Source organism: Pseudomonas sp. 25 R 14, assembly GCF_900004755.1.
Classification (GTDB): Bacteria; Pseudomonadota; Gammaproteobacteria; order Pseudomonadales; family Pseudomonadaceae; genus Aquipseudomonas; species Aquipseudomonas brenneri.
Genome location: NZ_CVTS01000048.1, coordinates 24,600 through 46,313, shown reverse-complemented (window position 1 = coordinate 46,313; position 21,714 = coordinate 24,600). Strand labels below are relative to the sequence as shown.

The following is a 21,714-nucleotide window of genomic DNA, read 5'->3' as shown; positions in this document are numbered from 1 at the left end:
TGTGGGAGATTCTATGTTGCAGGGAAACCCTGCAACCTTAAATTCGGCTGATATTCGCTCTGGTTTTTCATCAGCGCGAATGCCACCCGGCAGAGCTTGCGGGCGAGGATCACCAGGGCTTGGGTCTTTGCCAATCCTCGGGCCAGGTAGGACTCGTAATAGGGTTTCCAGGTCGGCGATCGGCTAGCGGCCATTGCTGCGTTGTGAGCAAGGCGCCGTAACTCCGAATCGCCCTTTTTACTCAGGTGCCGAGGACCGGCCTTCTTTCCGGAGTCTTTTGGTCTCAGATCCATCCCCAAGAAAGCGATGAATGCATCGCCACTGGCGAAATGGCCACGCATGAAGGCTGTCGCTAGACCCGTAGCCGTAAGATCACCAACCCCTTCAATGGCTTTGCAGCGCTTGATGTTTTCGGTGATGCCTGCCTCTTTGCTGACTTTGTGCAGCAACTTCTGAATGACCAGCTCAGCTTGTTTGAAGGACTTTAACTGCTGGGCCAATTCGTCCTTCAAAAGCGGTTCGCCCGACCAACTCAGCGTTAGGCTCACGCGCAAGTTGATAAGCTCTGCACGTCGGTGCAGTAAGCTTTTCAATAGCTTATAAGCCTGCGGAGGTGGGCTCCAGAGCCGCAGCCGTTCCTGCTCGCTGCTCAGGTAGCGCGCCAGCAAACGCGCATCGCAAGGGTCTGTTTTCGCCCGTTGGCCAATGCTTTCGCGGTAATGGCTCAACCGATAAGCGTCTACAACGTAAACCCGATGTCCCATTTCATGGGCGAGTTCAGCTGTGTCCAAGTGGTAAGTGCTGGTGGCTTCCAGGGCAATTGAGCTGTTGGCAGGTAGCGTTTTGAGCCAGCGGCCAAGAGCATCGCGGTCGTTGGTAATGGTTTGAATGGCTTTGAGGTCTTCGCGGTAGGCGACGACGTCGGCCTTGGCCACATCGATACCCAGAACCGTTGGTGAAGTAAGGATTGTCATAACAAATCCTCGGAGCTAGTGTTTAAGGGCTTGTCGGGGTCTACCCCAGCGCTGGCTTGCCTCTATCGTCGGTTTTCCCGATGAATTCCTTATCGGCGCTTGGGGTAGAAAGGGCGGGACGAGAAGTCTCCCACGGTCCGTACTGGCTAGAGTCGGAATCGGGCTTTTAGTCACCGCCCACCCCTTCAAGTTTAAACATACAAGCGGGCTTGCTCGCGAAAGCGGTGTATCAGTCTCTATTTCGCTAACTGATACACCGCTTTCGCGAGCAAGCCCGCTCCCACATTTGCTTGCGGCACACCATCATTATGTACACATAAACGTAACCATCCGTGCCATTTTTGTGTGCACTTTAATAATTACGCACCGAAAAGTTACACCCCTTCTCAGCCAACTTCCTACATAACCTATTCCTACATTCCCGCATAAAAATAAATACCTGTTCAAATGGTCAACTTATAACTGTTTAAATTCAGCCATTTATTAATCGAGTATGCAAAAACGAAATAAACCAAACTTTTGATAGATAAAAACCTGGCACACAAGTGGCTAAGAGAGTTGAAGTCTTTGTATACAACTTCAACAACAACCCTCATACACTTTGTGTCCGCATGCCAGGCGTCCGCGCCTGCTGCAGATGCCAGGAGCCTGCCGGAATGCGTACAAGTCTCTCCAACAACCTCGCACTGGATCTGCCCTCCTCCACGTCAATACCCACGGCCACCACGCCTGGCCCGCTGGTACTGAGCCCGCGCCTGCATAACAAGGACCTGGCACCCACCAAGGTCGAAGGCCGGCGCTGGGGCGGCTACAGCATCTTTGCCCTATGGACCAACGATGTGCACAACATCGCCAACTATTCCTTTGCCATCGGCTTGTACGCCCTGGGCCTGGGCGGCTGGCAGATTCTGTTGTCCCTGGGGATCGGCGCGGCGCTGGTGTATTTCTTCATGAACTTGTCGGGTTACATGGGCCAGAAAACCGGCGTGCCGTTTCCGGTAATCAGCCGGATAAGTTTCGGCATACATGGTGCGCAAATTCCCGCACTGATCAGGGCCGTGATCGCCATCGCCTGGTTCGGGATTCAAACCTACCTCGCATCAGTGGTATTCCGTGTGCTGTTGGTGGCGATTCATCCAGGATTTGCCGACTACGACCACAACGCGATCCTCGGCCTCTCAACCTTGGGCTGGGCGTGCTTTGTGATCATCTGGTTCGTGCAACTGGTGATCCTGGCCTACGGCATGGAAATGGTCCGCCGCTACGAAGGTTTTGCCGGCCCGGTGATTCTACTGACCGTTGCGGCGCTGGCCGGTTGGATGTACTTCCAGGCCAGCGGCAATATCGCCTGGTCAATCCGCGAACCTCTGAGCGGCGGCGAAATGTGGCGCAATATCTTTGCCGGCGGCGCCTTGTGGCTGGCGATCTACGGCACGCTGATCCTCAATTTCTGCGACTTCGCCCGCTCCTCGCCGTGCCGCAAGACCATCAAGGTCGGTAACTTCTGGGGCCTGCCGGTGAACATCCTGGTGTTCGCGATCATCACCGTGCTGCTGTGTGGCGGGCAGTTCCAACTCAATGGACAGGTAATCGAAAGCCCTACCCAGATCATCGCAGCCATCCCCAATACCTTCTTCCTGGTGCTCGGTTGCCTGGCGTTCCTGATCGTCACCGTGGCGGTGAACATCATGGCCAACTTCGTTGCCCCGGCCTTTGTGCTGAGCAACCTGGCGCCCAAGTACCTGAACTTCCGCCGCGCCGGGCTGATCAGCGCCTTCCTCGCGGTACTGATTCTGCCGTGGAACCTCTACAACAGCCCACTGGTGATCGTGTACTTCCTCTCCGGCCTGGGCGCGCTGCTGGGCCCGCTGTATGGCGTAATCATGGTGGACTACTGGCTGATCCGTAAGGGCCAGATCGACGTGCCGCAACTGTATAGCGAAGACCCCAATGGCGCTTATTACTACAGCCGCGGGGTCAACCTGCGAGCGGTGGCAGCGTTTGTCCCGGCGGCGGTGATCGCCATTGTGCTGGCGCTGCTGCCGGGGTTTGCCAGCGTCTCGCCATTCTCCTGGTTGTTTGGGGCCGGCATTGCCGGGGTGCTGTACCTGCTGATCGCCAAGCGCCAGCCGTTCTATGCCGACATCAGTGGCGAAGCCATCGCTGTCGACAATGTCAGCCATTGATCAAGGACATTCCATGCGCATTCTTGTCATCAACGTCAACACCACCGAATCCATCACCCAAGCCATCGCCCAGCAGGCCCGCAGCGTGGCGGCAGCGGGCACCGAAATTGTCGGGTTGACCCCGTTTTTTGGCGCCGAATCGGTGGAAGGCAATTTCGAAAGCTACCTGGCGGCCATTGCGGTGATGGACCGGGTAATGGCCTACGACCAGCCATTCGACGCCGTGATCCAGGCCGGTTATGGCGAGCATGGCCGTGAAGGTTTGCAGGAGTTGCTGAACGTGCCGGTGGTGGACATCACCGACGCTGCGGCCAGCACCGCGATGTTCCTTGGCCATGCTTACTCAGTGGTCACGACTCTGGACCGCACGGTGCCGCTGATCGAAGACCGACTCAAGCTCTCCGGGCTGTATGAGCGCTGCGCCTCGGTACGGGCCAGTGGCATGGCGGTGCTGGAGTTGGAAGAGCACCCGTTGCGGGCCATGGAAGCGATTGTGCGCCAGGCCGAACTGGCCATCAGCGAAGACAAGGCCGAAGTGATCTGCCTGGGTTGCGGCGGCATGGCCGGGCTAGATGAACAGATCCGTCAACGCACCGGCGTGCCGGTGGTGGATGGTGTGACCGCCGCCGTGACCCTGGCCGAATCACTGGTCAGGCTGGGCTTGTCGACCTCGAAGGTGCGGACCTATGCGACACCCCGGCCAAAGAAAGTCATCGGTTGGCCGGGGAAGTTCGGACGCTGAGTGACCGGTTTCGATCAGTTCAGCACATCGTTGAGCACTTCATAAATGATCCCGGTGGCGATCGTCACCAGGATCAGGTCGGTGCCCGCCTGCTGCCATTCGTAACCGTCGTAATGGGGCAGGCGCCCCAACAGGCGGCCATCGAGTTTCTTGGCAATCCCCGGTGGCAGGGGTTTGCCCCGGGCGAGGTTTTTCTGGATACCCGGCGGCAGGGACGAACCGCCGCGCCAGTAGTCGCGGTTATCACCAAGGATGACCCGCACGCCACCGATATCAATCTGCGGCGCACTGTAATTGCCGCCACCCCCGCCTTTCTTGCCGCCGCCCTGGCCCTGATTGCCCGAGCCGCCCTGCCCGCCTTTATTGCCATGGGCACTGCCTTTGTCCTTGCCATTGCCGGGATCGGCCAGCAGCGCCGGGGACCCTGCGATCAACGCCAGGCTGGTGAACACAATCAACACGCGTGATTTGGACATGATTGATCTCGACAGTCGCAAGCCCCATTGGCTCGTATCAGCTTAGAACAGATACCGCTCACAAGTTCCGCCCCTACACCGCGCGGAACCGCTGCGCCAGCTGTTGCTGGGCAAACTGTTCGATGATGAAGTCGACAAATACCCGAGTCTTGCCCGGTAGCAACTTATGCTCGGCGTAATACAGGGAGATGTTGCCGTCATCGACGTACCAGTCGGGCAGCACCCGTTGCAACTGTTTGCTTTCGAGGAACGGCACGGCCATCGGCATGCTCACCAGCGCAATGCCCAAGCCTTGGCTACAAGCGCAACATGCCGCTTCAGAGTCGCCCATGGTCATGCGCGGCTTGAGCATCAACGGCCGCTGCTCACGGGCGCGGTTGGTCAATTGCCAGGTGCGCACGCGCCCGGTTTGCGGCGAACGAATCAGGATGCCATTGCACAGCGCCAGGTCTTCAGGGGCCCGCACGGGCAGGCGTTGCGCCAGGTAATCGGCCGAAGCCACCAAAATCCGGTGGGCCGGGGTCAACTTGCGCGCAACCACTCCCTGGGGCAGTTCGAACCCGCCGCCAATGGCCGCATCGAAGCCTTGGCCGACCAGGTCGACCTGACGGTTATCAAAGTGCCAATCGGGGCTGATATCAGGAAATCGCCGCAAAAACTCCGCCAGCAAGGGCACCACGTAGCGATTGCCGAATACGGTGCCCATGCTCACCTTGAGCGTGCCCACCGGCCGGCCTTCGGCACTGGCCAGGTTTGCCACGGCATTCTGGATAGTCGTGAGGCTGGCGCCGACTTGCTCCAGGAACAACTGGCCGGCTTCGGTCAATGTCAGGCGCCGCGTACTGCGCTGAAACAGTCGCACGCCCAGGCGCGCCTCCAGCTTGGCGACGCTTTTGCCGACGGCCGCCGGGGTCAGGCTCAGGTGCCGGGCCGCCTCGGCAAAGCTGCCACCTTCGGCACTGCGCACAAAGCATTCGATACTGCCAAAGCTTTCCATCTCGCCACACTCTAAACTTTTGGTTTACACAGACTATAGCAATCACGGTCTACCGAGACCGGCCAACGAGGTCGATACTCAATTCCAACAACAAGGCAGCCTCGCCTTGAATGATCTGGAGATCGACATGACCACGCAAAACCTCAACGGTAAAGTTGCCTTGATCCAGGGCGGTTCCCGCGGCATCGGTGCCGCCATCGTCCAGCGCCTGGCGGCACAAGGTGCAGCCGTTGCCTTCACTTATGTCAGCTCCGCCGCCAAGGCCGAGGCCCTGCAGAACAGCGTTATCAGCGCTGGCGGCCAAGCCTTGGCGATTCACGCCGACAGCGCCGATGCGAACGCCATCCGCAATGCGGTGAACGCCACCGTCGAGGCGTTCGGGCGCCTGGATATCCTGGTGAACAATGCAGGTGTGCTGGCGGTCGGCCCGCTGGAAGATTTCACCCTGGAAGATTTTGACCAGACCCTGGCCATCAACGTACGCAGCGTATTTATCGCCACTCAGGAAGCCACCCGGCACATGGGCGAAGGCGGACGCATCATCAATATCGGCAGCACCAACGCTGAACGCATGCCATTCGCCGGCGGCGGCCCCTATGCCATGAGCAAGGCGGCACTGGTGGGCTTGACCAAAGGCCTGGCGCGCGACCTGGGGCCACGGGGCATCACCATCAACAACGTGCAACCGGGCCCGGTGGACACCGATATGAACCCGGCCAACAGTGAGTTTGCCGAGAGCCTGATCGGGTTTATGGCGGTTGGCCGTTATGGCCATGTCGAGGAAGTGGCCAGCTTTGTCGCTTATCTGGTGGGACCGGAAGCCGGCTACATCACCGGCGCCAGCTTGACCATTGATGGCGGTTTCAGCGCCTAAATACCTTCTGCCGTTCCTACAGATTCAGCGCAGGGGCGGCAGGCCGTAGGCAGCCAGGTCGAAGTCCGCGAGTTTGCGGATGATCTGGTCGGCATGCGCGTACTTGCTGTCGGCCATGGCTTCATCAGGCACAGCGATAGCGGTCATGTGCGCAGCCTTGGCCGCCGTCACGCCAAACGGTGAGTCTTCAAACACCAGGCAATCCTCGGGCGCAACGCCCAGGCGGCGGGCGGCGGTGAGGAAGATGTCCGGCGCCGGCTTGGCAGCACCGACCTCCGGGTCGTCGGCGGTGACGATAGTGCCGAACAGGCTAAACCACTCACGGTGCAGCGTGGTCTTGTGCTCGAACGAGTTACGCGACGAACTGGTGCCCACGGCTATCGGGATATTGTGCGCACTTAAATGCCGCACCAACACCTCGGCACCCGGCATGCCCAGCGCCTTGGGAAAGCGCTCGCTCATCAACGGCTCACGGATACGCAGGAACTCTTCAGGGCTGATCGGCAAATCCAGCGCCTTGACCACGTATTCAGCCAGGTCCTGAGCACCCCGGCCAATGATGTGCTGCTTGATGCCCCAGTCGTAGGTGCGGCCATAGCGCTCGGCGATGATCTGCGTGACTTCGGTGTAGATGCCTTCGGTATCCAGCAACAACCCGTCCATATCGAAAATCACGGCCTTGATCGGGCCGACAGCAGTACGCGATGCGCTCATCACAAAAGATCCGTGGCAAAGGACTAAAAGGATTCAGCACAATAACGGCCCTGTCGGCCTGCAAGCAACTGATTATCCCTTAGACTGGCCTCCCATCCGTTCAAGCGACCCCGACATGCTTTTGCGCATTGCTGCCGACAGCCTGGTGCTGTTTCACCTGTGTTTTATCCTGTTTGTACTGTTCGGTGGCCTGCTCGCCCTGCGCTGGCGCCGAGTCATCTGGCTGCACCTGCCCGCCGCAGCCTGGGGCATGGCGGTCGAATTCTTCCACCTGCCCTGCCCCCTGACCCGCTGGGAAAACCTGCTGCGCCAACTGGCCGGGCAGGAAGGGTATGGCGGGGGGTTTATCGAGCACTATGTACTGACACTGATTTACCCCGCCGGGCTGACGCCACAGATCCAGTTGGGCCTGGGCGCACTGGTGTTGCTGGTCAACCTGGCGGTGTACGGGTGGATCATCCGGCACTGGCAGCAGCGCTAGTGCTCGATCAAGCGTGCAGACGTGGTCTCTCCATCCACCAGGCGCGCAATCCCCAGCGGATTGGCATTTTTCAGCGGCGCCGGCAACAACGCGTCCGGGTAGTTCTGGTAACACACCGGGCGCAGGAAACGATCGATGGCCAACGTGCCCACCGAGGTACCCCGGGCATCGGAGGTTGCCGGATAAGGCCCGCCATGTACCATCGCATCGCACACTTCGACGCCGGTCGGGTAACCGTTAAGCAGCAAGCGGCCGGCCTTTTGCTCCAATTGCGAAATCAGCGGCGCGCACTGCCCCAGATCCGCTTCATCGGCGATCAGGGTGAAGGTCAACTGACCGTTCAAGGCACTGATGATGTGCTGCAGTTGCGCGTCATCCGCCGCCTCCACAACCACGGTCGCGGGACCGAACACTTCCTCTTGCAGCACCTTGTCGGCATCAAGCAGCAACTGCGCCGAGGCCTGGAACAACTGAGGCCATGCCTGATTCCCCTGCTGTGGTGCGCCCGCGATGTGGCGAACCCCCGAGTGTTCATGCAGGCGTTGCACTCCCTGCTCATAACTGCGCAACGTCCCGGCATTGAGCATGGACTGCGCTGGCAAGGCGGCCAGGCTGGTGCCGAGCTTTTCGACCAGCGCCGTAAAGTCGGCTGAGCGCACCCCCATCAACAATCCCGGTTTGGTGCAGAACTGGCCGCAACCCTGGGTCACCGACGCACTCAACTGCGCCGCCAATGCCTCACCACGAGACGCCAATGCCGCCGGCATCAGGAGCACCGGGTTGATGCTCGACATCTCGGCAAACACCGGGATTGGCTGCGCCCGTGCCGCGGCCATATCACACAGTGCCCGGCCGCCTTTCAACGACCCGGTAAACCCCACTGCCTGGATCGCCGGGTGCTTGACCAGCCATTCACCGACACCGCCGCCATAGATCAGATTGAACACGCCGTCAGGCATTGCGGTTTTCTCCACCGCCCGACCAATCGCGGCCGCCACCCAGGCGCTGGTGAGCATGTGCCCGCTGTGCGCTTTGAACACCACCGGGCAGCCGGCCGCCAGTGCCGCTGCGGTGTCGCCACCGGCAGTGGAAAACGCCAGGGGGAAATTGCTGGCACCAAACACGGCCACCGGCCCGACACCGATGCGGCACTGACGCAGGTCGGCCCGTGGCAAGGGTTGGCGCTGGGGCAAGGCGCGGTCGATTCGCGCGCCATAGAAGTCACCGCGACGCAGCACTTGGGCAAACAGGCGCAACTGGTTGCTGGTACGGCTGCGTTCACCTTCGATGCGTGCAGCGGGTAATGCGGTTTCGCGGCAAACGATGTCAATGAAGGTTCTGTCCAGAGCATCGAGTTCTGCGGCAATCGCCTCAAGAAACCCGGCACGGCGCGCCGCCGCCATACCGCGGTACGCCGGATACGCCGCGCTCGCCGCCAAGGCAGCAGCATCGACCTCTTCACGGGTCGCCTGGATGAACTGGCCGTCCAGCGCCGCCCCGGTCACCGCATCGAAGCTCTGAAGTACGGTATCGCCAGCCGCGCTGTAGGCGCCGCCGATGTAGTTATGACCACTGATTTGAGACATGGATGACTCCTGGAAAAACATGGGGTGGCTCACAACGCCTTGATCGCGCCAATCGCCAGTACGTCATCGGTCAGCCTGATGCCATTGCGCAGCGGCGCACCGAAGGCGTCGAGACTGACCTCGAAACGGTCCCCCGGCTGTACACGAATCCCGTCGGCAAACGACAGGGTGGCAGTGCCAAAAAAATGGATATGCACATCCCCCGGCCGCAGGAACTGGGCGTATTTGAAGTGGTGATATTCCAGGTTTGCCAGGCTGTGGCACATGTTGCTTTCACCCGACAGGAACGGCTTCTCCCACAGCACTTGGCCCTCACGGAAAATCCGGCTCATGCCACTCAGGTCTGCCGGCAACTCACCGACCCGCAGCTCCGGGCCGAAACAGCAGAAACGCAGTTTGGAGTGGGCCAGGTACAGATAATTACGGCGCTCCATCACATGGTCGGAGAACTCGTTGCCCAAGGCATAACCCAGGCGCCAGGGCTGCCCGTCATCGCCAATCACATACAGGCCGGTCAACTCCGGCTCCTCGCCGGCATCCTCGGCGAACGGCGGCACCGGGAAGTCCGCGCCGGGGCGTACCACAATGCTGCCGTCCCCCTTGTAGAACCACTCTGGCTGCGCACCAGGCTGGCCAGCCGGCGGTTTCCCACCTTCCAGGCCCCATTTGAAGATGCGCATGGTGTCGGTCATCGCCGCCGTACCCTGGTCCGCCTGCTGGTGCATCTGGTCACGGGTCGCGGCACTGCCCAGATGGGTCAGGCCGGTGCCGCTGACCAGGCAGTGGGCCGGGTCTTCATGGTCCAGTGGTGGCAGGACCCGTGCCGTATCCTGCAGCTCGGCATACAACGGCCCCGCGTCGGTGCCGCGCCTGGCCACCTCATCCCGCAGGCTGATGCCATTGCGGATCGCACTCAGTGCCAGTTCACGGGTAGAGCGGGTATCGCGCACCACCTGGATCTGCGCACCGTCGACACAGCCAACCTGCCGTTGCCCTTGCGGGTCTTCAAATTGAATCAATCGCATCGCCAGGCCCGCCTTATTCGATGATGTTGAAGTCGTGCAAATACTCATCGGAAATTTCCAGGCCCAGGCCCGGGGTGTGGTCATCCAGCTGGATATAGCCATTGACCGGTTGCGGTTCGCCCTTGAACACGTAGTAGAACAATTCGTTGCCCACTTCGACGTCAAACACCGGGAAGAACTCGGCCATCGGCGAGGCCGTGGTGGACATGGTCAGGTGGTAGTTGTGCATCTGCCCGGCATGGGGAATGACCGGCACCGACCAAGCCTCGGCCATGGCGTTGATCTTGCGCGCAGCGGTGATCCCGCCGACGCGGTTGGTGTCGTACTGGATCACGTCCACGGCACGGCGTTCCAGCAGGTCTTTGAAACCGTAGGAGGTGAACTCATGCTCGCCACCGGAGATGGGCATGATGCCCATCTTCTTCAGCTCGATATAACCTTCGATATCGTCAGCGATCACCGGCTCTTCCAGCCAGCGCGGTTCGAACTCGGCCAGCTTGGGCAACATCCGCCGCGCATACTCCAGGGTCCAGCCCATGTAGCACTCCAGCATGATGTCCACGTCCGGCCCGGCCAGCTCGCGCAGGGCCCGCACTTGTTCAATGTTCTTGCGCATGCCCGCCGGGCCATCCTTGGGACCGTAGCCAAAGCGCATCTTCAGCGCGGTGAAACCCTGGTTCAAATAACCCTGGGCCTCTTCCAGGAACAGGTCGAGGTTGTCATTGGCGTAAAGCTTGGACGCGTAGGTCCAGATCTTCTCCTTGGTACGCCCGCCCAGCAGCTTGAACACCGGCTTGTTGACGGCCTTGCCCATGATGTCCCAGATGGCGATGTCGATTGCCGAAATGGCCGCCATGCCAATGCCCTTGCGACCCCAGGCGTGGCTCTGGCGGTACATTTTCTGCCAGATGTATTCGTTGTCGAACGGGTCTTCGCCAATGGCAATCGGCGCCAGGTAGGTGTCGATGATTTCCTTGGCCACACGCGGCGCCAGTGCACAGTTGCCGATGCCCACCAGGCCGGTATCGGTTTCTACCTCTACCACCAGCCAGCCATGGAAACGGAACGAGCCCATGGCGTCACCGCGTTCGAACAGGATGTCGCTGGCATTGGTGCAAAAGTGCGCCTGGGGCGGCACGACCTTGCCCTTCCATTCGAAGACACGGGTACGGATGGATTTTATTTTCATTATTCAACTCCTTCGGGTGAGCAGAGCGCCGACACCGCAGCGCTTCAAGTCCGCAAACTCTAGCCACGGGGTCGGGTGCTGGATAATCACTTGTGTGCATCCAGTGATAGCCTGGGGTAATACGTTTTAAGAAAAAAATCAGGCTTGAGTTATCTCTAGTGGGAGAGCCGGCTTGAAAAAAACAGACCGGCTATCTGGCCACCAGAAGCGTTAAAACAGATTCAGGTTGTAGGCCACCACCAACCGGTTCTCGTCGTAATCCTCGCCATAGCTTTTGCGCACGCTGGAGTTGCGCCAACTCAGGTTGACGTCTTTGAACGGGCCGCTTTGCACCGTGTAGGCCAATTCGAAATCGCGCTCCCATGACGTGCCATCACGCACCAGGCCGACATTCGCATCAGAGCCGTGGATGTAGCGCACCAGGCTGGTCAAGCCGGGCAGGCCCAGGGCGACGAAGTTGAAGTCGTAACGCAGTTGCCAGGAGCGCTCATCGGAATTGGAGAAGTTGTTGTTGTAGGAATCGTTGGCCATGGTCTTGCCGCTGGTGCCGGCCAGGGCCAGCCAGCCGGTGCCCTCGCTGACCCGTTGCAACCCGACAAACATCGTGTGCGGCCCGGTGCTGGCGGAGAACAACCCGCCCCAGGCCTTGCTGTCGAGGTTGCCCGCCTTGGCACTGCCCTGCTCCTGATCGACGAAGTAGCCAAGCTTGGCCGCCAGGGTCCAGTCGCCAACAGGCTGGCGATGGGTCAGGTTGTAATAGCGCTGCTGGTAGATGTCTTTGAGCTGCGCCTGCCATACACCCACCTGGGTGCGCTCCTGGTTGAAGCGATACTCGGCCCCGACATAGTTGAAACGATCCGAGGTAACCCCCGGAAAACGGTTGGCCCACATGTCCTGGTCATCGGTGGAGTTGCGTTGCGCCACCTTGCGGATCTGCCCGCCGCTCAGGGTCAGGCCTTCAAATTCGCGGGAGGTCAGTGCCAGCCCCTCAAAGGTCTGCGGCAACAGGCGTCCGTCATCGGCGCGCAGCACCGGGATATCCGGGCGCAACTCACCGACCTTCAACTCGGTGGCCGACAGCTTGGCCTTGAACGTCACCCCCGCCCGTCCATAGCTGTCCGGCGCGCGACCATCATCGTGACGTGGCAGCAACTCGGTGCCCGTGCGATCCGGGCTGCTGTCGAGCTTGAAACCGCTCATGGCGCTGACATCCAGGCCAAATCCCACCAGCCCCTGGGTGTAGCCGGAACGGAAGTCGAGGATAAAACCCTGGGCCCATTCTTCGGCCTTGTTGCGGGTTGCGCTCGCCCCCTGGAAATCGCGGTTGAAGTAGTAATTGCGCATCAGCAGGTTGGCGCTCGAATCCTCAATAAAGCCGTGTTCCTGGGCCATCAACGGACTGATCGGTGTGACCAGTGCCAGCCCTATTGCCGTGGGTGTGATTACTGCAAGTTTCATGGCTGCTCTCTTTTCTTATAGGCACAAGGAAGCCTTCCAGGCCGACAAGACCCAGAGGCGGGGGGAACCGTCAGTGTTGGGTTAAAGGGCTATTCGGAAGGCGTCGGGAACGGGCCGAAACGCGCACGCTGATAACCTGTCGGGTCATCGGGAAAGTGTTCAGGAACGGCAAAACCCGCCGGGCGCCACGCGGGGTCCGGGTAGGCATCGCCCCGTTGCGGCGCATGCCGGCGAGGTAATTCGCTGTTGACGTAGGCGGCGATGTCATAGGCCTGTTCGACACTCAACAATGGTGTGTCGGCGGTGCTGCCCAACGGCATGTTGGCGTGAATGAATTGAGTCAGCAGCGGCACCATGTACATATGCCCACCGTCGTCGTAGGTATCGTCGCCCGCAATCGGCGGGAACACATAACCGCCGCCAGTGGCAAAGTCCGGCGCCTTCAGCCCCAGGCCCTGGGCGCCATGGCATTGCACACAGTATTGACCGAACAAGGCCTGGCCCCGACCAGGGTCGGCGGCTCGCTCAGGCAAGGTAATACGCGCCAGCCCCGTGCCTTGCATGCTCATCCCCGGCTGCGCCTCACTGCCCAGCCAGCTCAAGTAGGCCAGGATCGCCTTCATCTCGGGCGTGTCCGCGCCCATGCTCGCCTCGCCCTTGCCGAACATACCGGCGACCCGCTGTTCCAGGGTGATCACGCGCATGCTCTTGATATCGAGCCTGGGGTAGTCGTGGATCGCATTGACCAGTGCCAACCCATACGGTTTGCTGCCCGGCAGCCCCGACGGGCCGGCTTCGTGGCAATTGATGCAGTTGAGGTTGTTGCGCGAAAAACGCTTGCCGGGATCCGCCACCAAGGGGCCGGCCAGGCGCGTGGTGTTCTGCAGCAAGGCCATGCCCTGGCGGATCAGCACGGCGTTGGGCTGACGTTCGATATCAACTGCGTTTGGCACACGCCACGGCTGCACCGCACGGGCCTGCTGCGCCTGCAGCAACTGTGCGGCCTGCTGGCGGTCAAGCTCCGGCTCAGCAAGAACCGCGGTGGTGGTGAGCACCCCACACAGGAGCGCTCCGTGGATCAACCACGAAGGTAGGGTCATAAACATGTCTGGCTCGCTTATTGTTGTTATGGCGCGGCGTTGATGTTCAAGCGGCTGCGAATTGACAGCCCCGGGTGTTCAAGTCGATGGCATACAGCGATGTCGAGGCGCTGATAAACAAGCGCTCGCCACGCAGCCCGCCAAAGGTGCAATTGGAAATTTTCTCCGGTACATGGATCTTGCCCAGGCAGGTGCCGTCGGGCGCATATACCTGAATGCTGTCCAGGGAGCTGATGTACAACCAACCCTGATGATCGACCCGAAAGCCATCCGGCAGCCCCGGTTCGATCACCGCAAACACCCGGCCATTGACCAGCCTGCGGCCCGCCTCGACATCAAACACGCGCACGTGATGGCAGCCTGCTGGATCATGGGAGGCCGAGGTATCGGAGATGTACAGCAAGGATTCGTCCGGCGAAAACGCCAGGCCATTAGGCTTCTGGAAATCATCGGCGACCCGTTCCAGGACGTTGGCGAGCGGGTCGAAACGGTACACATGGCAGCCATCCTGTTCGCTGTCGGCCTTGTAGCCTTCGACGTCACTCATGATTCCGTAGGCCGGATCGCTGAACCAGAGGCTGCCATCGGACTTGACCACCAGGTCGTTGGGCGAGTTGAGCCGTCGTCCTTGATAACGGTCCACCAGCAGCCGCACCTCACCGTCCGACTCAGTACGGGAAATGCCCCGGCGACCGTGCTCGCAACTGACCAGCCGGCCCTCGCGATCCAGGCTGTTACCGTTGCTGAAATGCGACGGCTGGCGGAACACACTCACGCCCTGCCCTTCATGCCAACGCAGCATGCGGTTGTTGGGAATATCACTCCACACCAGGGCCTGTTCGGCGGGTAGCCATACCGGGCCTTCTCCCCAGATGGCGCCGCCGCCAAGGCGCTGCAACACGCTGCCAGGCTTGAGAATGTTGTGCAGCCGCGGGTCAAAAATCTCGATACCGGTCATGAGCCTCGCCCTCAGCGTTGCCAGATTTTGCGATAGGCCGCGGCATAACCGTTGTCCGGATCGAAGGTATTACGCGGGCCGCCGTCCACCTGGATATTGTTGGCCGTGATCAAGTGCACCGCCGTCACATAGTTGCTTGGCCCAACCCCGGCAAAGGCGCGGTTCAGTTCGTCGATCAACTGCCAGCCGTGCAAGGTCACCGGCTCCGGTACGGTGGCGGCCTGGTAGCTGGATTTGCGGATGCGCTGGTACGCCGATTCGCTGCCGTCACCCGCCGACAGGCTCAGCGGTGGCTGGTCGGGCTTGCGCCCCAGGCGACTGAGGGACGAACCGATAAAGTCGAAATACAGGTCATTGATGCCCAGGGTGTAGTTCCACTTGTCGCCAAACCGCTGCAACAACGATGTGGTCAACTGCGGCATGCGCGACGAGGTTTCAGCCAGCGGCGAATCTTCCAGCGCCAACAGGCTGCACCCGCTGCATTGCTTGATGACCTCGGCCATAGCGTCGGATTTGGCGGTGGCCACCGCGTACAGCGAATCGGTGAGGATCACCACGCCGGCCTTGCCGTCCGATTGCGCCACAGCGTAGTAGGCGGCGATTTTCGCCACATCACCGGGGTCGGTGGTGACATTGACGAACAAGCCTTCCTCGGCCATCGGCCCGGCGCTTGGTCCGGCGTGCCAGCCCACCACGGGGATCTTGGCCGCCTGGACTTTCTTCAGGGTGCTGAGCTGTTCCCGGGCGTCGAAGCCACCCAGAATGATCCCGTCCGGCTTGAGCACGATGCCTTGGTTCAACGCCGCCGTGCGCCCGGACACACTGCCCTGGCCATCAAGGATACGCAGCTTCCAGCCCATGACTTGCGCTGCGGCCTTGACCCCTTCACTGACCCCTAGCACACCGCTGTTGCGCAGGTCCGAGGCGATAAACAGCACCTGTTTGCCCGCTTGCGCCACGGGCCCGCTGTCCGGGCCTTGCCAAGTGGTCCAGGGCTGGGTGGCCGCCTCCACCCGTTGCCGGGCCTGTTCGACAAACTCGTCTGCCGCAGCCTGGGCAATACTGGCGAGCGAGATCAAGGCAACACACACGAGCAAGCGGGTACGACGAAACACTTCAAGGCTCATAAGGTTCTCCCAAAAAAATGATGGTTCAGGGTTTGGCCGGTGTATTGCGCACCCGCACCCGGCGCCGGCCCGCATAACCGGCAATGCCGATGGCCAGCAGCAAGGTCACACCGTTGAACAGTGGCTCGACAAAAAACGCCCCGCCCAGTTGCTGGATACCGGCGATGCCCACCGCCAATACCGCCACGCCAATCAGCGTGCCCCACACATTGACTCGGCCCGGCTTGATCGTGGTCGAACCGAGAAACGCCCCGACCAGGGCCGGCAACAGGAACTCAAGGCCCACGCTGGCCTGGCCGATCTGCAAACGCGAGGCCAATAACACCCCGGCAAACGCCGTCAACACGCCCGAGCCCATAAAGGCCCCGACCACATAACGCCGGCAGGGAATACCATTCAACTCGGCCGCTTTCGGGTTGGCACCAATCGCATAGAGAAAACGCCCGATCGGCAGATACTCGGTCACCACCCACAGCAACAGCGCCAGGCCCAGCACGTAGAACGCGGCGATCGGCAAACCGAACAGGCTGGCACCGTTAAGCAACAGAAAGCCTTCTGGCAAATCCCCAAACACCTGGCGGCCACCGCTGTGCCACAACGCCAGGGCGTAGACCACGGTGCCGGTGCCGAGGGTGGCGATAAACGAGTCGATCCTGGCCATTTCCACCAGCAAGCCGTTGATCAGGCCGAACAACAACCCGGCCGCCAGCACGATCAGCACCGAGGCTTGCCAGGAAAAGCCATAACGGGTCTGCAGGCTGATCGCCAGGATGTGCCACAGCACAATGCCGTAGCCCACGGTCAGGTCGATCTTGTTGGTGAGCATCGGCACCATCGCCGCCAGGGCCAGGATCGCGATGATCACCTTGTCGCCCAGGATCGAGTTGAGGTTGAGCAGCGTAGGGAACGAGTCCGGCAGCAGCACCGAGAAAAACACGATCAGCCCCAGCAACAAGACCGGCATGCCGTACACCGGCAGCAGGCGCGAAAAGTCGCGGGTCAGGATCCTCGGGCTAACCGCCGAGGCAGGATTATCAGCGTTCATGGCAGGCCTTCTTGTTATCGATAAAGTTCAATGGAATAGAGGGGTTCAGGCAGCATCGCTGGCCGAAGCGCGGTGTAACAGGCTGCTGAGCGACAGGTCCTCCTTGCCCAGGGTCGCCACCACAGTCGAGCGGCTGAACACCAGGGCACGGTGGGCGATGTTGGCCACCTCCTCGAAATCGGTGGAGATCAACAACACCGCCAGGCCGCGCTCCAAGGCGCGTTGCACCAGCCGGTAGATATCGGCCTTGGCTCCCACGTCGACACCGGCGGTGGGCTCTTCGAGGATCAGCAGGCGCCCGGTGATCTCCAACCAACGGGCCATCACCACTTTTTGCTGATTGCCACCGCTCAGGGTTTCCACCGCACATTCAGTGGCATTGGGCCGTACATCGAATTGCCGGACCAACGCCTCGGCCTGGCGCCGCTCAGCCTGCGGCGAGATCCAGCCCAGCAGCCCTTTGCCGCTGGCCAATGGGTTGAGAAACAGGTTCTCGCGCACCGACAACGGCATTGGCAGCGACTCACCACAACGGTCCCCCGCCACCAACCCCAAGCCTTGGCGCATGGCCTGGGCCGCCGAATGCGTGCGCAACCGCGCACCGTCGAGCAGCACCTCGCCAGCGTCTATCGCCAGCAAACCGAACAAGGCCCGGCCGACGCGCTCCTGCCCAGCGCCACGCAGCCCGGCCAGGGCCAGGATTTCCCCGGCGTGCAGGTCAAAGGACAGACCGCTGACCCCGCCGCACGCCATATCACGCACCTGCAACAGCAACGGGCCGTGACTGCAGGGTGCCGCCTGGTAGAGTTGTTCGGGTTCACGCCCGACAATCTGGCGCACCAGATCCTGGGGGTCGGTTTGGGCGATGGCCTTGCGGCACACCAGCCGACCATCGCGCATCACCGCCACCTGATCGGCCACCCGGAAAATCTCATCCAGGCGATGGGACACATAGATCATGCCCACGCCTTGCGCCTGCAAGCGCTTGAGCACCACAAACAGCCGCTCGGCGTCGTCGGCGGGCAGGCTCGCGGTGGGCTCATCCAGCACCAGCAGGCGCGCGTCCACCGCCAGCGCACGGGCAATGGCGACCAGGGATTTCTGGGTGCGCTCCAGCTCACCCACCGGGGTATCCGGGTCAATGCTGTCGTCAACCAGGGCCAGGGCTTCACGGGCCTTGCGCCGTACTTGCCGCCAGTCGATCAGGCCGCCGCGACGGGCAAAACCACAGGTAAAGGCAATGTTTTCGGCAGCACTCAGAGAGTCGATCAACCCCAAATCCTGATGGATAAAGGCGATGCCCTTGCGGTCGGCCTCGGTTTCGATGGGGTGGCCGTCAAATAGAATCCGCCCGCTGTCGAGACGATGCACACCGGCCAGGAGCTTGATCAATGTCGACTTGCCCGCGCCGTTTTCCCCCAGCAGCGCCAGCACGCTGCCGGCCTCGACTTCAAGGCTTACGTGATTGACGGCCAAGGTACCGCCAAAGCTTTTGCAGACATTTTCAAAGTGCAGCAACGGCACTGCGCCGCGCTGGCCAGGTTCGAGAGTATTCATGGATTGCACCGTCATTATTGTTATTCGGGACTACAGCGTGATGCGGTAGACCTGCTGCGCGTTGCGCCAGAAAAACCCTTCGCGCTGCACTGCGTCGTAGCCATCCAACAGGGCATCCATGGCCTGCACCAAAGCGTCATAACCAATGCGCAAACCAGCCACCGGGAAATTACTGGCGAACAGGCAGCGCTCAATACCAAACAGGGCCAGGGTTTCGCGAACCACTGCGCGGTTGCCTTCCATCGTCCAGGGTTGGTCGCGCAACCCCAGTTCGGAAACCTTTACCCAGACGTTGGGTTGGGCCGCCAATGCCTGCATCCCTCGCCGCCAACCGGCCAGGCCGCTCTCACTGCGGTCCCACGGGAAGCCCATGTGGTTGAGCACGATGGTCAATCCCGGAAACATCGCGGCCACCTGTGCCGCCTCTTCCAAATGCCAGTAAGGCACACGTAAATCCCAGGACAGCCCATGCCGCTCCAGCAGCGCCAGGCCTCTGAGCCACTGCTCGTCCTGCAGGCTGCCCGACAAGCCGCGCACAGTGTCCGCCTGGTGTAGCGTGGCAGCGGTGAGCGGCTTGCTGCGGATACCTCGCACCAGTGGAAACTCCAGGTGCTGTCCCAGAATGTCGGCGCAGTTATCAGCATGCAGCCAGGCATGGGCCACCACCGCATTCGGGAACCCGTAGCGGGCATATTGCTCATGCACCCAACGGGTCTCCCCCACTTGATCGCTGCGCTCGTGCTCGGCCTCGCAATGCACAGTGGCCAACACCCGGTGCGCAGCGCTGTCGGCCAGGTAATCCGGCGCCCGGTAATGCCGGCGCAAAGGCTGATAGTCACCAAGGAAAAACCCCGGGTCCGGCGCCCCTTGCAGCCACGGGTAACGACCGCAATCCAGGTCCCAGAGGTGATGGTGTGCGTCGATCAGGGTGATCGGTGCAGCCCCGTTCATCTCAAGGCCCAGGCGTTCGTGCAGGCAGAGGCTGCTCACCGCACGATGACCTGGGAGACATCCGGCTCCAGTAGGGTTTCGAAGTAACGCTCGAAGGTCCAGGTATTAAGGTCGAGCATGCCCACGCGCTGGTCCTTGAGGGTGACAAACGCCAGGTCTCGCGTGGGGTGCAGGCTCATGGCAATGGCAGTGCTGTCCAACTCGACACGGCGGATTTGCTCCAACTGCGGGCTGAATACCGAGAGCGATTGTTCGCCGTAATTGGTCACATAAAGCCGGTCCTGGCGGTCGCGGTAGATCCGAGTCGGGTCCGCACCGGTACGCCCACGATGGGTCACTTTCAGGGTCTCGACGTCGACCGCGACGATGCTGTTATCGCCACGCGTGGTCACGTACAACGTGCGCTCGTCACGGCTGAAGCAATTGCCTTCCGGCTGGCTGCCCGGCTGCATGGGCAGCGGCGCAATCGTCGGATCCTGGGGCTTGAGCCGGGTGATGGTGTTGCTCAACAGGTTGAGGGCAAACGCGGTCTCGCCATTGCGAGTCATAGCCACCAGGTGGCTCTTGTAGCCGCCGGAAGGAATCGCCCGGTCCGGTACATCACGCAAGTGGGGCTGATCGAAGATCAGCAAGGTCGAGTTGCCTTCGCTGAGCACGTAGAGGCGGTCCTGATCATCCATCGCCAGGCCATGGGGGCGGCGGAACGGCCAGATGCTCAGAGTGCGTACATGCTCGGCGCGCTCAAGGTCGATGACGAACACCGAGCAACCGCCCTCGCCTTCGTGGCTGGAAGTTTCGATGCCGTAATGGCCGACGTAGGCAAAGCGGTTTTTCGAGTCCACCACAAACTCGTGCGGGAACTCCGGCAACCGGATGTGCTTGAGCACCGCCCCCGTCTGCACGTCATAGAAACTGAAGGTGTGGGCGCATTTTTGCACCAGCAAGAGCACTTCCTGATTCATGGTTCGATTCCTCTTCAAGGTAAGTCTTAGGCCTGTTCGCACTTGCGTGGCAAGGTCATGGCGAGCACCGCCGCCAGCGCCACCGATAGGGCCAGGCTGTAGACGCCGATGCTTTGGGAGTATTGGCTGATCAGTACGCCGACGATGTACGGCCCGCAAAACCCGCCGAGGTTGCCCAGGGCATTGATCAGGCCACGAGCACCGCCAGCCGCTTCAGCGCTGAAAATTTTCGCCGGGATGGTCCAGAAAATCCCCGCTGCCGCTTGCAGGAAGAACCCGCAGCCCACCAGCGCGGCAAAAGACAGCCAGATCTGCTCACGCAGGATCACCGACAACGTCAGGCACAGCGCCAGGCCAGCCAGGGGCACGGCAATAAATGCCCGGCGCTTGCCGCTGCGATCCGACAGGTTGGAGAACATCAGCATGCCGAACATCGCAGCGATATAAGGCAGGGTCGCCAGCATGCCCACCTTGCCCATGCCGCTCTGGGTCAGTTCCTTGACGATGCTCGGCAGCCACAGGGTGTAGCCATAGATACCGGCCTGGTAGAAGAAGTTGAGGGCGATCAGATGCCATAGGGTCTTGTCAGCCATGACCTCGGACAACGAGGCGTTTTTCACGGCCTTGGCGGCAATGGCTTTCTGTTCTTCGGCCAGGGTGGTGATCAAGTAATCGCGCTCACGCTCACTGATCCACTTGGCCTCTTGCGGTCGGTCGCTGATGGTCAGCATCCACAACACCATCACCACCGCCGACAACAGGCCTTCGATGATGAACAGCATCCGCCAGTCCAGGGCCGCAATAATCCAGCCGGATAACGGCGCGGTGATGATGCCGGCCAATGGCACGAACATGATTACAATCGCGTTGGCCCGCCCGCGCTCCTTGTCGGGGAACCAGTTGCTGATCATGGTCAACACCACCGGCAACATACCGCCCTCGGCCACCCCCAGGGCAAAACGCAGGAACAGCAATTGATAGTGGTTGGTGACAAAGCCCGTGAGGATCGAAATCACCGCCCAGGCCAGCAGCGACCAGCCGATGAAGCGTTTGCCACTGCCATGTACCGCCAACTTGCCGCCGGGCACTTGCAGGAACAGGTAGCCGACAAAAAAGATACCGCCCGCCAGGCCCACCATACTGGCAGAAACACCCAGTTCGTCAGCCATGCCACCGGGCATGGCGAAGGCGATATTGATACGGTCCATGTAAGACATGATGCAGGTGATGACAATCGGTGGAATCACCCGTAGCCAACGAAGATCGACAACGGGCGGACTCTGGGTAGTCGCCGGGGAGCTGGTTTGCATAT

At 60.9% G+C, this 21,714-nt stretch carries 20 protein-coding genes; 4 read left to right on the top strand and 16 right to left on the bottom strand.

The features are described from left to right. Positions 1-11: 11 nt before the first annotated feature. A complete protein-coding gene (locus BFQ03_RS16795) occupies positions 12-974 on the bottom strand; it encodes an IS110 family transposase (protein WP_065942825.1) in 963 nt (320 codons plus the stop codon). Positions 975-1,630: 656 nt separating this feature from the next. On the opposite strand from BFQ03_RS16795, the gene BFQ03_RS16790 reads away from it, so the two are divergent. Next, positions 1,631-3,160, top strand: coding sequence for an NCS1 family nucleobase:cation symporter-1 (locus BFQ03_RS16790; protein WP_032863407.1), 1,530 nt, complete (start codon positions 1,631-1,633; stop codon positions 3,158-3,160). Between the two features lie 13 nt (positions 3,161-3,173). After that, positions 3,174-3,902: an aspartate/glutamate racemase family protein gene (locus BFQ03_RS16785; RefSeq protein WP_032863408.1), complete on the top strand. Its 729-nt coding sequence runs from the start codon at positions 3,174-3,176 to the stop codon at positions 3,900-3,902. 14 nt (positions 3,903-3,916) lie between these two features. Here BFQ03_RS16785 and BFQ03_RS16780 read toward each other — a convergent pair whose 3' ends face one another. Continuing rightward, complete coding sequence (locus BFQ03_RS16780; protein WP_065943595.1) at positions 3,917-4,378, bottom strand: anti-virulence regulator CigR family protein; 462 nt, start codon at positions 4,376-4,378, stop codon at positions 3,917-3,919. Positions 4,379-4,451: 73 nt separating this feature from the next. Continuing rightward, positions 4,452-5,375, bottom strand: a complete 924-nt coding sequence (locus BFQ03_RS16775; protein WP_032863410.1) for a LysR family transcriptional regulator — start codon at positions 5,373-5,375, stop codon at positions 4,452-4,454. Positions 5,376-5,502: 127 nt separating this feature from the next. On the opposite strand from BFQ03_RS16775, the gene BFQ03_RS16770 reads away from it, so the two are divergent. Beyond that, positions 5,503-6,249 (top strand): 3-oxoacyl-ACP reductase family protein, encoded by a 747-nt coding sequence (locus tag BFQ03_RS16770; RefSeq protein ID WP_065943594.1) that lies wholly within the window; start codon positions 5,503-5,505, stop codon positions 6,247-6,249. Between the two features lie 24 nt (positions 6,250-6,273). Here BFQ03_RS16770 and BFQ03_RS16765 read toward each other — a convergent pair whose 3' ends face one another. Beyond that, on the bottom strand, positions 6,274-6,963 hold the full coding sequence (locus tag BFQ03_RS16765) for an HAD-IA family hydrolase (protein ID WP_032863412.1): 690 nt from the start codon (positions 6,961-6,963) through the stop codon (positions 6,274-6,276). A gap of 115 nt (positions 6,964-7,078) precedes the next feature. Between BFQ03_RS16765 and BFQ03_RS16760 the strand changes: the two genes are divergently transcribed. After that, complete coding sequence (locus tag BFQ03_RS16760) at positions 7,079-7,444, top strand: DUF2784 domain-containing protein (protein WP_032863413.1); 366 nt, start codon at positions 7,079-7,081, stop codon at positions 7,442-7,444. Here the strand turns inward: BFQ03_RS16760 and BFQ03_RS16755 are convergent. From BFQ03_RS16755 to BFQ03_RS16700, 12 genes are all read right to left on the bottom strand, one after another. Next, entirely contained in the window at positions 7,441-9,030 is a 1,590-nt protein-coding gene (locus BFQ03_RS16755; RefSeq protein WP_032863414.1) for an aldehyde dehydrogenase (NADP(+)), read from the bottom strand. The two genes, BFQ03_RS16760 and BFQ03_RS16755, sit on opposite strands and share 4 nt — an antisense overlap. A 29-nt stretch (positions 9,031-9,059) precedes the next feature. Further along, on the bottom strand, positions 9,060-10,055 hold the full coding sequence (gene araD1, locus BFQ03_RS16750) for an AraD1 family protein (protein WP_032863415.1): 996 nt from the start codon (positions 10,053-10,055) through the stop codon (positions 9,060-9,062). A gap of 13 nt (positions 10,056-10,068) precedes the next feature. Beyond that, positions 10,069-11,244, bottom strand: coding sequence for an L-rhamnonate dehydratase (locus BFQ03_RS16745; RefSeq protein WP_032863416.1), 1,176 nt, complete (start codon positions 11,242-11,244; stop codon positions 10,069-10,071). Between the two features lie 210 nt (positions 11,245-11,454). Then, entirely contained in the window at positions 11,455-12,702 is a 1,248-nt protein-coding gene (locus tag BFQ03_RS16740) for an OprD family porin (protein WP_032863417.1), read from the bottom strand. Between the two features lie 89 nt (positions 12,703-12,791). Further along, positions 12,792-13,808, bottom strand: coding sequence for a c-type cytochrome (locus BFQ03_RS16735; protein WP_065943593.1), 1,017 nt, complete (start codon positions 13,806-13,808; stop codon positions 12,792-12,794). A gap of 40 nt (positions 13,809-13,848) precedes the next feature. After that, on the bottom strand, positions 13,849-14,760 hold the full coding sequence (locus tag BFQ03_RS16730; RefSeq protein ID WP_065943592.1) for an SMP-30/gluconolactonase/LRE family protein: 912 nt from the start codon (positions 14,758-14,760) through the stop codon (positions 13,849-13,851). An 11-nt stretch (positions 14,761-14,771) separates the two neighbouring features. After that, the gene (locus tag BFQ03_RS16725) at positions 14,772-15,887 is read right to left on the bottom strand and encodes an ABC transporter substrate-binding protein (RefSeq protein WP_032863420.1); all 1,116 of its coding nucleotides are present in this window, start codon (positions 15,885-15,887) and stop codon (positions 14,772-14,774) included. A 25-nt stretch (positions 15,888-15,912) separates the two neighbouring features. Further along, positions 15,913-16,932, bottom strand: coding sequence for an ABC transporter permease (locus tag BFQ03_RS16720; protein WP_032863421.1), 1,020 nt, complete (start codon positions 16,930-16,932; stop codon positions 15,913-15,915). A 45-nt stretch (positions 16,933-16,977) separates the two neighbouring features. Beyond that, positions 16,978-18,489 carry a sugar ABC transporter ATP-binding protein gene (locus BFQ03_RS16715; RefSeq protein ID WP_065943591.1) on the bottom strand — a complete coding sequence of 504 codons (1,512 nt, stop codon included), beginning with the start codon at positions 18,487-18,489 and terminating at the stop codon, positions 16,978-16,980. A gap of 30 nt (positions 18,490-18,519) precedes the next feature. Further along, positions 18,520-19,479, bottom strand: coding sequence for an amidohydrolase family protein (locus BFQ03_RS16710; protein ID WP_239695252.1), 960 nt, complete (start codon positions 19,477-19,479; stop codon positions 18,520-18,522). Beyond that, positions 19,476-20,402 (bottom strand): YncE family protein, encoded by a 927-nt coding sequence (locus tag BFQ03_RS16705; RefSeq protein ID WP_032863422.1) that lies wholly within the window; start codon positions 20,400-20,402, stop codon positions 19,476-19,478. Before BFQ03_RS16705 ends, BFQ03_RS16710 begins: the two co-directional genes overlap by 4 nt. A 26-nt stretch (positions 20,403-20,428) precedes the next feature. After that, positions 20,429-21,712: an MFS transporter gene (locus tag BFQ03_RS16700; RefSeq protein WP_032863423.1), complete on the bottom strand. Its 1,284-nt coding sequence runs from the start codon at positions 21,710-21,712 to the stop codon at positions 20,429-20,431. Positions 21,713-21,714: the final 2 nt, after the last annotated feature.

Excerpts from the sequence above, each read along its gene's own strand:
- BFQ03_RS16795 (WP_065942825.1), bottom strand. The coding sequence starts at position 974 with ATGACAATCCTTACTTCACCAACGGTTCTGGGTATCGATGTGGCCAAG.
- BFQ03_RS16790 (WP_032863407.1), top strand. The coding sequence starts at position 1,631 with ATGCGTACAAGTCTCTCCAACAACCTCGCACTGGATCTGCCCTCCTCC.
- BFQ03_RS16785 (WP_032863408.1), top strand. The coding sequence starts at position 3,174 with ATGCGCATTCTTGTCATCAACGTCAACACCACCGAATCCATCACCCAA.
- BFQ03_RS16780 (WP_065943595.1), bottom strand. The coding sequence starts at position 4,378 with ATGTCCAAATCACGCGTGTTGATTGTGTTCACCAGCCTGGCGTTGATC.
- BFQ03_RS16775 (WP_032863410.1), bottom strand. The coding sequence starts at position 5,375 with ATGGAAAGCTTTGGCAGTATCGAATGCTTTGTGCGCAGTGCCGAAGGT.
- BFQ03_RS16770 (WP_065943594.1), top strand. The coding sequence starts at position 5,503 with ATGACCACGCAAAACCTCAACGGTAAAGTTGCCTTGATCCAGGGCGGT.
- BFQ03_RS16765 (WP_032863412.1), bottom strand. The coding sequence starts at position 6,963 with ATGAGCGCATCGCGTACTGCTGTCGGCCCGATCAAGGCCGTGATTTTC.
- BFQ03_RS16760 (WP_032863413.1), top strand. The coding sequence starts at position 7,079 with ATGCTTTTGCGCATTGCTGCCGACAGCCTGGTGCTGTTTCACCTGTGT.
- BFQ03_RS16755 (WP_032863414.1), bottom strand. The coding sequence starts at position 9,030 with ATGTCTCAAATCAGTGGTCATAACTACATCGGCGGCGCCTACAGCGCG.
- araD1 (WP_032863415.1), bottom strand. The coding sequence starts at position 10,055 with ATGCGATTGATTCAATTTGAAGACCCGCAAGGGCAACGGCAGGTTGGC.
- BFQ03_RS16745 (WP_032863416.1), bottom strand. The coding sequence starts at position 11,244 with ATGAAAATAAAATCCATCCGTACCCGTGTCTTCGAATGGAAGGGCAAG.
- BFQ03_RS16740 (WP_032863417.1), bottom strand. The coding sequence starts at position 12,702 with ATGAAACTTGCAGTAATCACACCCACGGCAATAGGGCTGGCACTGGTC.
- BFQ03_RS16735 (WP_065943593.1), bottom strand. The coding sequence starts at position 13,808 with ATGTTTATGACCCTACCTTCGTGGTTGATCCACGGAGCGCTCCTGTGT.
- BFQ03_RS16730 (WP_065943592.1), bottom strand. The coding sequence starts at position 14,760 with ATGACCGGTATCGAGATTTTTGACCCGCGGCTGCACAACATTCTCAAG.
- BFQ03_RS16725 (WP_032863420.1), bottom strand. The coding sequence starts at position 15,887 with ATGAGCCTTGAAGTGTTTCGTCGTACCCGCTTGCTCGTGTGTGTTGCC.
- BFQ03_RS16720 (WP_032863421.1), bottom strand. The coding sequence starts at position 16,932 with ATGAACGCTGATAATCCTGCCTCGGCGGTTAGCCCGAGGATCCTGACC.
- BFQ03_RS16715 (WP_065943591.1), bottom strand. The coding sequence starts at position 18,489 with ATGAATACTCTCGAACCTGGCCAGCGCGGCGCAGTGCCGTTGCTGCAC.
- BFQ03_RS16705 (WP_032863422.1), bottom strand. The coding sequence starts at position 20,402 with ATGAATCAGGAAGTGCTCTTGCTGGTGCAAAAATGCGCCCACACCTTC.
- BFQ03_RS16700 (WP_032863423.1), bottom strand. The coding sequence starts at position 21,712 with ATGCAAACCAGCTCCCCGGCGACTACCCAGAGTCCGCCCGTTGTCGAT.